This window comes from Actinoplanes sp. NPDC049265 (genome assembly GCF_043197135.1).
Lineage (GTDB): Bacteria > Actinomycetota > Actinomycetes > Mycobacteriales > Micromonosporaceae > Actinoplanes.
The window spans coordinates 134,271-145,658 of the sequence record NZ_JBICSP010000021.1; the positions used below are offsets into that span (position 1 = coordinate 134,271).

Annotated in this window: 9 protein-coding genes; 4 read left to right on the forward strand and 5 right to left on the reverse strand. The window is 69.5% G+C overall.

The window, feature by feature from the left end; translation table 11 throughout:
* Window positions 1-255 precede the first annotated feature (255 nt).
* The 5 genes from ACGFIO_RS36365 to ACGFIO_RS36385 form a co-directional block, all read right to left on the reverse strand.
* A complete protein-coding gene (locus ACGFIO_RS36365; protein WP_392833805.1) occupies window positions 256-2,988 on the reverse strand; it encodes a hypothetical protein in 2,733 nt (910 codons plus the stop codon).
* A gap of 347 nt (window positions 2,989-3,335) precedes the next feature.
* Window positions 3,336-4,535 (reverse strand): ABC transporter permease, encoded by a 1,200-nt coding sequence (locus tag ACGFIO_RS36370; protein WP_392833807.1) that lies wholly within the window; start codon window positions 4,533-4,535, stop codon window positions 3,336-3,338.
* Window positions 4,532-5,212, reverse strand: a complete 681-nt coding sequence (locus tag ACGFIO_RS36375) for an ABC transporter ATP-binding protein (protein WP_392833835.1) — start codon at window positions 5,210-5,212, stop codon at window positions 4,532-4,534. Before ACGFIO_RS36375 ends, ACGFIO_RS36370 begins: the two co-directional genes overlap by 4 nt.
* 8 nt (window positions 5,213-5,220) lie before the next feature.
* Window positions 5,221-6,402, reverse strand: coding sequence for an efflux RND transporter periplasmic adaptor subunit (locus tag ACGFIO_RS36380; protein WP_392833809.1), 1,182 nt, complete (start codon window positions 6,400-6,402; stop codon window positions 5,221-5,223).
* Entirely contained in the window at window positions 6,399-6,950 is a 552-nt protein-coding gene (locus ACGFIO_RS36385; RefSeq protein WP_392833811.1) for a hypothetical protein, read from the reverse strand. Before ACGFIO_RS36385 ends, ACGFIO_RS36380 begins: the two co-directional genes overlap by 4 nt.
* 69 nt (window positions 6,951-7,019) lie before the next feature.
* Between ACGFIO_RS36385 and ACGFIO_RS36390 the strand changes: the two genes are divergently transcribed.
* The 4 genes from ACGFIO_RS36390 (at window position 7,020) to ACGFIO_RS36405 (ending at window position 11,271) form a co-directional block, all read left to right on the forward strand.
* Window positions 7,020-7,715, forward strand: coding sequence for a response regulator transcription factor (locus ACGFIO_RS36390; RefSeq protein WP_392833813.1), 696 nt, complete (start codon window positions 7,020-7,022; stop codon window positions 7,713-7,715).
* Window positions 7,712-9,469: an ATP-binding protein gene (locus ACGFIO_RS36395; RefSeq protein ID WP_392833815.1), complete on the forward strand. Its 1,758-nt coding sequence runs from the start codon at window positions 7,712-7,714 to the stop codon at window positions 9,467-9,469. The genes ACGFIO_RS36390 and ACGFIO_RS36395 overlap by 4 nt, the downstream gene beginning before the upstream one ends.
* A 599-nt stretch (window positions 9,470-10,068) precedes the next feature.
* Complete coding sequence (locus tag ACGFIO_RS36400; protein ID WP_392833818.1) at window positions 10,069-10,974, forward strand: hypothetical protein; 906 nt, start codon at window positions 10,069-10,071, stop codon at window positions 10,972-10,974.
* 168 nt (window positions 10,975-11,142) lie between these two features.
* Window positions 11,143-11,271: a hypothetical protein gene (locus tag ACGFIO_RS36405; protein ID WP_392833819.1), complete on the forward strand. Its 129-nt coding sequence runs from the start codon at window positions 11,143-11,145 to the stop codon at window positions 11,269-11,271.
* Window positions 11,272-11,388: the final 117 nt, after the last annotated feature.

Consider the following 11,388-nt stretch of genomic DNA (forward strand, 5'->3'; position numbering starts at 1 on the left):
CGCCCAGTTCGCGCCCACGCTCGTCAGCCAGCTCGCATCCGCTCTCAGCCAGGCCCAGGCCCGGGGCGGGACACCCTCGCGCTGCCCAGCCGGGCGCCGACGACGGTGCGTTCGGGTGAACAGCGCGGCGGGACTTGCGCGGTGGCGAGCCATCCGGCACCTCGCGGGTGTCGGTCCGCGAGGTGCCGGTATCTCAGGACGTGCCCGCGTCGATCCGTTACGACGGGGCAAAGGTTCAGGCCACCGAGAACCTGATCATTCGTTTACGGTCCCGGTCAATCTCGGCAGACTCTGGTCCAAGCTGGCGTACATCGTCAGCTTGACGTGTTCGGGTGGTTCGGTGGTGCTGTCGGCGACGGTGGGTATGGCGATGTCTGTGGTGACGGATCCCGCCGGTATCACCACCTCGATGAGGGGGCGGTTCACCGAGAGCGGCTGTGACGGCTGCAGGTCGCGGGTTCGGTGCTCCTCGAGCCAGGCCGGGTTGACGTCCTGTCCGGACAGTTCCGGCGCGGCGGCCTCGGCCTCGGCGACGGCGGCGACGGTGACGTCGATCCCGGCCGGTTCGGAGAGTGTCAGGTGCCAACGGAGGGTGTCTCCCTCGGCGACGGTCACATCCGGCGCGGCGACGCTGAGGGTGGGTGGCGGGTTGTGGTCGCGTACGGTGAGTGTGCCGGCGTAGTCGCCGACCAGCACGCCGCGTACCGCTGCGGCGGTGAGGGTGTACCTCCGTTCGCCCTCGAAGAGGTGGTTGCCCGGGACGGTGATCGCCGGGACGTCGAGGGTGTGGTCGCCCGGATGGACGGTGGCCACCCACGTTTTGACCGAATCGGGGGCGAAGGTGTGCGGGTCGAGGTAGAGCCGTACCTGGCCGCTGCCGTCGCCGGTCACGGTGACCGGAATGTGGAAAGTGCTGACACCCGAGTCGCCCTCATCGACGGTGGCATTGCCGATGTCGATGCGTGGTGGGGCGGTCCGCTGGAAGGCGGGCAGGCCGGGCTGCCAGGCCGCTGCGTCGAGCAGCCAGGCCTGACCGGTTTGGCTGCGGGGAACGAGTACCACGCTCGCGACGGCGTCGACGCCGTGCATCGGGACCCGCACCTCCTGTGCCCAACCGGCGACGTTGTTGCCCGCGCTCGGTAGCCCGTTCAGGGTCGTGTCGCCGAGGTCGTGGCGGATGCCGGTTCGGTCGGTCACGGCGACGCCGAATCGTGTGCCGGTGCTGTTGGCCGGCACGATGATCCGCATCGTGAGTGCCTGCGCTCCCGGCGTCGCTGTGGCGGCCGCCGGGCGAAGCGTTACCGGCTGGCCCGCCTGAGTCCAGGACAGGGCCACCGCGTTGCGGTCGGGCCGCCCGGTGGATATCGATCGCAGCTGGATGAAGTGCGTGAAGGTCTCCCCGGTGCCGGCCGGGGTGCAGTCGGTGTCCTCGGCGCAGAGCCGGGCGGGCCCGCTGACCCGCATGGTCTGGTCCGGTGCCAGGACGGTGGTCCGCCGGGCGCCGAGGGCGGCGGTCAGTACCGTCGCGGGGTCCGCGGAGGGTGCTCGGACGCCGCTGCCGTCCAGCAGCGGCCGGGCACGGTCGTCGTCGTTGATGAACACGTCGGCGGCCGCCGCGATGTAGGTGGAACCGGCCTGCATCTGCTGCGCGGCGGTGAGTCGGGTGGCCGTCCCAGCCGAGCAGACCGGGTCGCCCGGCGTAGCGCTGTCGTCTCCTGACGGTGCGGCCGACAGTCCCGGCGTCCACTCGGTGTTGAAGAAGTTGTGGTTGGCGCCGACCATGTAGACGGCGCTGTGCAGCGCACCGGTGGTCCCTACGTCGCGGCTGGCGTCGACGTACATCTGACCGTCCAAGTTGTACACGTCGCCGTCGCAGCCGCCCATCATGACAACCGAGGGCACGTCCGAGGCCGGGTTCTGCCCGCCGCTCGTCGGTGCGATCAGCACGATGCCGCGCACCGTCCACCGCGCCTTCGTGCCGCCGCGGGCCGGGGTGAGGCTATCGATCGCGGCCCGGTTGGCCCCCTGCCCGCCCCGGGAGTGACCGACCAGCATCACCCGCGAAAGGTCGGCAGCCGCCGCGGACCGTACGACGTCGGGCGCCCGGTCACGGCCGGCTCCGGCCCAGCTCGCCCACGCGGCCAGATGCCGGCCGATCAGGACGGAACGCGCCTCGGTCCCGTTGTCAACGTCGTCGGCATAGCCGCTGCCGCCGTCCTGCGCGTTGATACCGTTGGCGGAGATCGACACGGTCACATACCCCTTCGACCCGAGGAGCTGCTGGGTCGGGAGGAACCCGCGATAACTTGGGATCGGCTTGGAACCAGCCGCACAGGGCCAGTCGTCCGTCACCTCCGACAGGTCTGGTCCGGCATAGCACGTCGAATGACGGCCGTGCATGAACAGCACCACGGGACGCGGTCCGTATGTGTTCTTCGGCGCCACCACCACCGCCTGCATCTCCACCGGCGCCGTCAGACCGGGCAGCTTCACGTCGCCGAGCGAGTACTCGCCGGTCACCGTCTGATATTTGCCTGGTCGGCCAGGGTCGACGGTGTTCGGCGCCGCCGGGGCGGCTTTCCCGATGTCCTTCGCAGTCACGGTGAGCGGCCGCCGTGGAGCGTCGAGTCGCCGCCCGTCCACCCGAACCTGCAAGGCCGAAATATCGGTCAGCGCGCCGGCCGCCACCTTGAGCCGAAACGTACGACGGTCCTTCTCGGCCTTCGGCACTCCAAGTGGCCGTTCGCCGGCGTAGAACTCGACGCTCGCATCGCCCATCGGCACCACCGTCGGCGACTTCCAGGTGAGAACCCGGCCGTCGCCCACTTCGACCGCCCAGCCCGACGGGACAGCGGTGCTTTCACGCTCGTCCGTGCCGCCCCAGGCCAATCCGGCGCCGGACGCTCCGAGCACTGCCAAGGCGACTACGCCGGCAATTCTGCTTCTTCGCATACCCCTATGACGGGTTCGTGCCGTCCGGAGATGCATGAGCCCTCGGAACGGGGCCGAGCTACTACGATCTCGGTGAGAGTTCCTGAGGGCTGTCGAACGGCGTGTCCGCGGCCGGGTCTGGGTGTGGGCCGTCACCGTACGTAAGCGCCTCAACGGCGAGATCGCCCAGGCCCACGGCAAGAGCCCGACGGCGGCGACCCCGCCACCTGGCTCGAGCCGGTCACCGATGAGCATGACACGGCCGCGAACCAGACCGCCTGACGCTGCCATACCCCGGCGACCTTGCCGCAAGGATCGACCTCGTCCACCGCCAACGCGACCCGCGGGCCGCCGTGTGCGCGAGACGGCGAGCCGACGATGCGACCCTAACTCCGAATCCCGTCCTATCCGGACAGGGCCGCGGTGGGGCTGAGGCGCGCCGCCCGGACCGCGGGGTAGAGGCCGGCCATCGCTCCGATGAGCACCGCGGCACCGAGGCCGATTCCCGCGGCGACGAGGGGGACGACGGCGGGCCAGTGATGGTAGCGGGCGTATCCGATCGTTGCGGCCGTACCGAGCAACAACCCGGTGCCACCACCCGCGAACGCCATCACCACCGACTCGATGACGAACTGCGTCCGAATCTGGCTGCGGCTGGCACCCAGCGCGCGGCGCAGCCCGATTTCGTGACGTCGTTCAAGAACGGCCACCACCATGGTGTTCGCCACGCCGATACCACCGACCAGCAGCGCGACCGCGGCAAGTCCGAGGAACAGGGTGGACAGTGTGCTCTCGGTGGCGCGCTTGGCGGCCAGGGCGTCAGATGGGCGGGAGACGGCTACCGTCCCCGGCGCGGCCGGATTGATGGTGCGTGCCATCACCTCGCGTACCGCGTCGATCTGTGCCTCGACGGCCCGGGCGTAGATCACTGTGGGCCGCCCGTCGAATCCGAGTTGGTCCTCGGCCGCCGGCCAGCCCACCAGGGCGGTGCTGTCGATGTCGGGTGACAAAGGTATCGGTTGCAGGATGCCGATGACGCTGAACCAGCGGTCCCCGATGAACACCTGCGGCGGCCGATCGGCCGGGAGGCGGTCGAACCCGAGCCGGAGGGCGGCGTCGGCGCCGAGCACCACGGTCGGCAGAGCGGCGGTCGCCTGAGTCAGGAAGTGGCCGGCCCGCAGGCGCGCGTGCAGCGCCTCGGGCAGGTTGAGCCGCGCGGCGAGCACGGCGATGCCGGTGAAGTCCTGCTCTCTGTCGCGGTCGTTGCGGGAGATCTCGGCGTGCGTGTTGGCCACGGCGCTGGCAAGGGACACCGGTCCGATGCGAGCGACCATGTCGACCGATTCCGGTGGGAACGGAACAGGTCCATCGGGGGTCTCCTGGGGTGACGCCTGCAGGAGGTTGGTTCCCAGCGCGGTCAGTTGATCCATCAGGGCGCGCTGGCCGGAGGCCGGGATGGCGGTCACCGCGATCATGGTGGCGATGCCGATCGCGATGCCGAACGCGGACAGGCTCACCCGGCCCGGACGCGTACGCAGGCCGAGCAGCCCGAGCCGTCCGAGGTCCCCGGCGGAGAGCCGCACACCGCGCGGCAGCGACGTCATGCCGGTGACCCGGCAGTCGGCCGGACATCGGAGACGATCCGGCCGTCCCGGATCTCCACCCGTCGCGGCAATCCGGCGGCGATCTCGCGATCATGAGTGATCAAGGCGATGGTCGTCCCTTCGTCGTTGAGCCTTCGCAACAGCGCCAGGACCCCTGCGCTGTTCGCGCCGTCCAGGGCACCGGTGGGTTCGTCGGCAAGAACCAACGCGGGTTCATGCACCAGGGCCCGGGCGATGGCCACGCGCTGGCGTTCCCCGCCGGACATCTCGTGCGGCCGATGCCCTGCCCGGGCGGCGAGCCCGACCCGTTCCAGGGCGGCCAGCGCCAGCGACCGGCGCCGCGCCGCGGCGACCCCGGCGTACATCAGGCCGGTGCAGACGTTCTCCACCGCGGTCAACCCAGCGGTCAGGTAACACTGCTGGAAGACAAAGCCCAGCAGGCGCCCCCGGACCGCCGACAGCCGCCGGTCGGATAGGTCGCCGACCTCGTGACCGCTGAGCCGCACGGTCCCGCTGGTGGCCCGCTCGAGCGTACCCATGATGTGCAGCAGCGTGGATTTTCCGGATCCGGACGGCCCGACGATGCCCACGAACTCCGCCGAATCCAAGCGCAACGAGACACCGTCCAGGGCGCGGACACCGCCCGGAAAGGCCTTGACCACCTCGACGACTTCCATGACAGCGGTCACGACGTCGTCACCACCCGGGCGCCCTCGGTGATGCCGGGGCCGCTGATCTCGACCATGCCCCGGGCGAACAGGCCGGCCGTGACCGGGATGAGCTGACCGGCCTCGGTCTCGACGGCATAGCCGCCCTCACGGGTGGCGAGCAGGGCGCCGACGGGCACCGCCAATACACCCTTGCGGGCCCGGGCGGCGAACTCGACCCGCACCGGGGCCGACTCCCAGCCGCGTACCTTCTTGGGGTCCGTCACCGACACGGTCGCGGAGAAGGTGACCTGGCCGGTCTGACCCGAGGCGTCCGACGCGTCGTCGCCGGCGGTGGCCCGCCGGGCCACGTCGATGACGCGGCCCGGGGTCGACGAGCCGTCTGGCAGCAGGATCGAGACGTCGCCGGCCGACCGGACCGTGTCCGCCTCGCCGCCGCGAACCTGCACCGTCACGACCTTGGCGGTGTCGGTGACCGACAGGATCGGCGTGGTGGCGTCGCCGCCGAGAGCCACCTTCAGCGCGTTGACCCGAACCCGCCCCGGCAGTACCACCACGTCACCGGGACGGATCACCCCGGAGGTGGGCAGGCCGAGTTCCCCTTGCCACAGCTTGATGGCGCTCATCACATCGGTGTTCAGAACCGCGTCACCGCGTTGGACCTCGACGCGCTCGGTGGAGGCCGGGGTGGGAGCAGGTGCAGACTTCGCCGGCGTACTGCCGGCCGCCGCGGTCGGTGAGGGGGGATGGACCACCGTACCGATCGCCGGCTGGCGGCCGGTCCGGTAGCCGAGCTCCCTCAGGTTGTTCAGCACCACCCGGACGTCGCGGCCGACCAGACCGACGCGGTCGAGCGGGCGGAACAACGGTGTATTGCCGTAGAACAGTGGGACGGGCCGATCGTCGATCCGGAACAGCGGCGCACCGCGGGAGACCGTCGCTCCGGTACGCGGCAGCCAGGTGACCCGCCCGGCGACCGAGGTGACGACCTGCTCGGAACCGTACCCTAGCGAGCCGTCCAGGGTGAGCGTGACGGCAAGGTCGGTGCGCTCCACCGGGGTCGTCCGGACCGACCGCGCGCGAGCCGGTTCATCGGCCGCCCCGGCGTCCGGGTGCCGCCCCCGGACGGCGTACCCGGTCACCGCGAGCAGAACCGCCGCGCCGACGGCGGCCGAAACCAGCAACCGCCGTCGGGTCACCGCAGCACCTTGCGGTCACATTCGTCTGCGACCTCCATGCCGCGGGTGATCTGCCGGTCGTCGGTGAGGCTGTAGCCGGGCCCCTCCCCCTTGGGCTCCACACTGACGCCCTTGTCCCGGATGCACTGGATGAGAGCACGGAACTTCGTCGCGTAGTCCGGGTCGGTGCGCTTGGCGTGGTCCCACTCACTCTCCGGCTGCTTCGACGCGCACGCCGCGACGGCCTTCGCGCTCTCCGGCTTCTGCAGAACGTCCTGGCTCTGGTTCTGCTTGCCCGGCGGCGGAGCCGGAACCCCGTGCTCGGTGAGACAACGACCCCAAGTGGTCCAGAGGCGGCTCCGTTCCTCCTCCGACATGTCGGCACGATCGACGGGCCGGTCACTGGTGGCGGCCGCGGACGGCTTGCCGCCGCCGGCAGCGCCCTCGGGAACGCTGGCGACCTGGGGCGCGGACTGGTCGGTGCTCTGGCCACCGCCGCATCCAGACGTCGCGAACAGCCCACCGGCGACGACGAGAGCGGTCAGGACACGAATCGTGGTGTTGGACATGCCGAGCAGCATGGGCGACGGATGCGAAGAAGGTGTTAACGTTTCCGGCGGTCGTCTAGCCTGCACCGGGTGACAGCCCACGTCCTACTGGCCGAAGACAACCCGACACAGGCCGAAGTCATCCGGCGGTACCTGGAACAGGACGGCCACCGTACGACGGTGGTGCGCGACGGGCCGTCGGCACTGCGCGCGGCCGAGCGGATTCGTCCCGACCTTGTCGTCCTCGACGTGATGATGCCCGGACTGGACGGCCTTCAGGTGTGCCGGAAGCTGAGAGACCACAACGACGTACTGGTGCTGATGCTCACCGCCCGGTCGAGCAAGGCCGACGTCATCCGGGGACTCGAACAGGGCGCCGACGACTACCTGACCAAGCCGTTCAGCCCGCGAGAGCTGGCCCTTCGCGTGCGTACGCTGTTGCGGCGAGCCGGTCGCACGCCGCTGGGCGAGACGGGGATCGCGCGTGTCGGCGACCTCGCGGTCGATCGCGGGTCGCGTCTGACGCACGTGGGCGACCGGGCGGTGGAGTGCACCCCGGTCGAGTTCGAGATGCTGTTCGCGCTGGCGTCCGCCCCCGGCCGGGTGCTCAGCCGGGCGCAGCTGCTCGACTGCGCGTTCGCGCTGCACCGTAACGCTTCCGAACGTACCGTCGACGTCCACGTGCGCAACCTGCGGCAGAAGATCGAGGCCGATCCGGCCCGTCCGGCCCGGCTGCTGACCGTTCACGGCCTCGGCTACAAGCTCGTCGACCCGGCCGCCGGGTGAGTGCCCGGGTGCCGCTGCGGCACAGCCTCCTGATCCGCCTGCTCGCCGCGTCGGTCGTCATCGCGGCCTGTGCGATCGCGGCGACCGCCTGGTTGACCGCGCGCGGCGCCACCCGCGCCCTCCAGCGCGAGCAGGTCGCCGCGGCCGGCCAGCAGACCAGCATCTACACGGAACTGGTGGCCTACGCCGCCACGCACCCCACATGGGACGATGTCGGCCCGTTGCTGGCCACGCTGGGTACGCGCACCGGGCTCGAGATTCGGTTGACCACCTCGGACGGACGGCTGCTGGGCGGGTCGCCGCGCGCCGTCACGGCCTACATGGTGGTGGATCCGCTGCACGTCGACCCCGGTGTGGTTCCGGCCCACTTCGAGTACATCGATGACCGGGCGGTCGGCCCGTACCGGCTGACCGCCGACGAACGGCGGCTGGAACAAGCCACCTCGGAGAAGGTCGTGACCTGCTTCAACGAGAAGGGTTACACCGCGCGAGCCACGGGGTTGCCGAGCGGCCGGATCGCGGTCAGTTCCGGTGCGCCGGCCGCCGTTCGTGACTCCTGTGGTCTCCGCGACTTCGCCACTTACGTCTACCGCTCCGAGCAAGCGGCGCTGGTGGAACTCAGCCGGCTGATGCGGTCCTGCCTCGACCAGAACGAGTTGCAGGGCAAGGTCATCAATCCGGTCACCTGGCGGTATTTTCCCGCCGAATCCGGCATCGATGCCGAACGAGCGGTGGGCTGCACCGCCACCGGGCGCCGCATCCAGCTCGAGCGGTACGTCGCACCACCGGCCCAGTTGTTCGTCAACGCCGCCCCGGCCAGCACCGTGCCGGTCGGCGGATTCCGGCTCTCCGGCCCCAACATCACCCGGACCGCCGGTGCCGCGCTCCTCGTGCTCACCGTCACGGTGCTGGTCACCGCTCTGGTCGGAGCCCGCCTGGTCCGGCCGCTACGGGCGCTGACCGCCGCGGCCCAGCATCCCGCCGGTCACCAGCCCGGGATGCCGGTCCGGGGCCGTGACGAGATCGGCGCCCTGACCACCGCGCTCAACCAGATGTCGGAGCGACGGGAACGGGCCGAGGCCCAGCGACGGGAGATGGTCAGCGACATCGCCCATGAGCTACGGACCCCCCTGTCCAACATCCGGACGTGGCTGGAAGCCGCCGAAGACGGCCTGGCGCCGCCGGTGACCGACGCCGAACTGACATCGTTGCTGCTCACCGAGGCGATGCAGCTTCAGCACATCGTGGCCGACCTGCAGGATCTGGCCGACGCCGATGCCGGCAGCCTGCGGCTGGACCGCCGCCGGGTACACGTCGGCGAACTCATCCGTCAGGCGGTCACCGCCCATCACGGCAGTGCCGAGGCCGCGGGGCTGGATCTGCGCTTCGGCGGCGCCGGTGACGCGGACGTCGACGCAGACCCGGTACGGATCGCGCAGGTGCTGACCAATCTCATCACCAACGCGATCCGTTACACCTCGGCCGGCGGCACGGTGACGGTCGAAGCCCGCACCGAGGGCGACGATGTCGTCCTGACCGTGGCCGACACCGGACACGGGATCAGCGAGCACGATCTTCCGTACGTCTTCGACCGCTTCTGGCGTGCCGACCCCTCACGCAACCGGAACACCGGGGGCAGCGGCCTCGGGCTCGCCATCGTCCGCGACCTCGTCACGGCGCACGGCGGAACCATCACGGTGTCAAGCATCGTCGGTCATGGCTCGACGTTCACCGTCCGTCTCCCCACCGTCTGATGCCGGGGGAGTTCGGTAGGCGAGTCTGAGGCTCTGGGTGCGTCCCGGGCGGAGATGGTGCAGCCAGACCATCGCCGGCGGGCAGTGGTGCGGCTTGTCCGGCGGATTGTGGAAGTCGGTTTCCCGCACCTGGATATGGCCGCTGGCGGCGACGTCGCCCAGGCTGGGCGTCACACCCGCGCCGTGGGTCTATTCCATCATGGTGAGGATCGACCCTGCGCCGCCGTATCGGCGACCGGCCAGCATCACCGAGGCGTTGGGTCGATAGAGGTCGGGAATGAATCGGCCGAAGTCGCCGCGATGGCCGGCGGCCACGTTTGTCTCGGCCGCCGTCCGAGGCCGCCGTGCCGTCCGCTTCGCTGTCGGGTCGTGCCGTCTGCGCCGGACCAGGTCATGTTGGTCGAGGAACCCGCGTAGGTGAGATGCCCTACCGGGTAGCTGGGCCGCGCGGACGTGGGCGCGACGATGCTGGCGGCTGCACGCCCCGGGACTCACGTTAAAGAAACTTTAAGGAAGGCTTGCTCAGCGTCATGAACTGCTGCCACATCATCGCTCGTATATCTCGGCACAAGCAGTACCGAGACGAAGAGGAGCCGTGCATGTATCGACGCGGAGTCAGCAGCCGGACGCGCAAGCTGCTGATTGGAGGTGCCGCCGCAGCGCTGCTCGGCTCGGCGCTCGCGGTCGGCACGGGGATGAGCCAGGCCGCCGAACAGGGCAACGCCGGAGCCAGCTCCGGTGGCATTAACGCTTTGGTGCCGGCGCTGGGTTTCAGCCCGGGCGATCCGAACGCGACGGCCGACCGCGTGGGCCCTACCGGGGTAAAAGTTCCCGGTCGCTGCCCACCCACTCAAGCCCAGGTGAATGCGCAGGTAGCGCTCAAGAATGCGAACCTTCCGAGTGGAGTGGACCTTGAAAGCCGCATCCAACGTTTCGAAAAGACCTTGTCGGCGATTCAAGATTTGAAATGCCCCGCATCTTCCACGACTTTGCTGGGCCGCTTGAATTCCTTGACCGCGCTGCGCGGAAACGCGAACCGCGATGACATCCTGCGTGGTTTGGGTTTGAACGAAACGCCAGCGGATAGAGCGGCCGCCACAGGATCCGGTGACGCGGCCGCGAGCGGAGCGACGGGGAACGCCGGAGCCGGCTCCGGCGGCATTGACGCTTTGGTGCCGGCGCTGGGTTTCAGCCCGGGCGATCCGAACGCGACGGCCGACCGCGTGGGCCCTACCGGGGTAAAAGTTCCCGGTCGCTGCCCACCCACTCAAGCCCAGGTGAATGCGCAGGTAGCGCTCAAGAATGCGAACCTTCCGAGTGGAGTGGACCTTGAAAGCCGCATCCAACGTTTCGAAAAGACCTTGTCGGCGATTCAAGATTTGAAATGCCCCGCATCTTCCACGACTTTGCTGGGCCGCTTGAATTCCTTGACCGCGCTGCGCGGAAACGCGAACCGCGATGACATCCTGCGTGGTTTGGGTTTGAACGAAACGCCAGCCGGATAAAGCCGTGGGGGATGCGGCGCCCCAAAACGCGCCAGCGAAACAAGCGGCTCGCAGAGCGGCGCCGCGGACAACGGCAACCTGATCCTTCGCGGATCCTGATCCACCGCACGGAACCGCCGCGCCGGAGGCCCTTGCACCATGGGGGTCTCCGGCGCGTCCGTGTGGGTCATGCGCGCGGTGATTTTCGGCTACTTCGGCACGCTGACCGACCCCGGCGCTGAGGAGTATCGTGAGCCCCTCGCCCAACGCACCGGCGAGCTCCTCGGCGTCTGCCGGCCACGTTTCTGGTTTGAATAGTGAATCTGTTATTGCGGTCGTCCCTTAAAGCTCCTAACACGATCTGCTGAATCGATGTTGATCAGCGCGACGAGGTGAAGATCAGTCTCGTTCGCTGGTCATGAGTAAGGCGTGGAT

Excerpts from the sequence above, each read along its gene's own strand:
- ACGFIO_RS36370 (WP_392833807.1), bottom strand. The coding sequence starts at position 4,535 with ATGACGTCGCTGCCGCGCGGTGTGCGGCTCTCCGCCGGGGACCTCGGA.
- ACGFIO_RS36405 (WP_392833819.1), top strand. The coding sequence starts at position 11,143 with ATGCGCGCGGTGATTTTCGGCTACTTCGGCACGCTGACCGACCCCGGC.
- ACGFIO_RS36365 (WP_392833805.1), bottom strand. The coding sequence starts at position 2,988 with ATGCATCTCCGGACGGCACGAACCCGTCATAGGGGTATGCGAAGAAGC.
- ACGFIO_RS36400 (WP_392833818.1), top strand. The coding sequence starts at position 10,069 with ATGTATCGACGCGGAGTCAGCAGCCGGACGCGCAAGCTGCTGATTGGA.
- ACGFIO_RS36385 (WP_392833811.1), bottom strand. The coding sequence starts at position 6,950 with ATGTCCAACACCACGATTCGTGTCCTGACCGCTCTCGTCGTCGCCGGT.
- ACGFIO_RS36375 (WP_392833835.1), bottom strand. The coding sequence starts at position 5,212 with ATGGAAGTCGTCGAGGTGGTCAAGGCCTTTCCGGGCGGTGTCCGCGCC.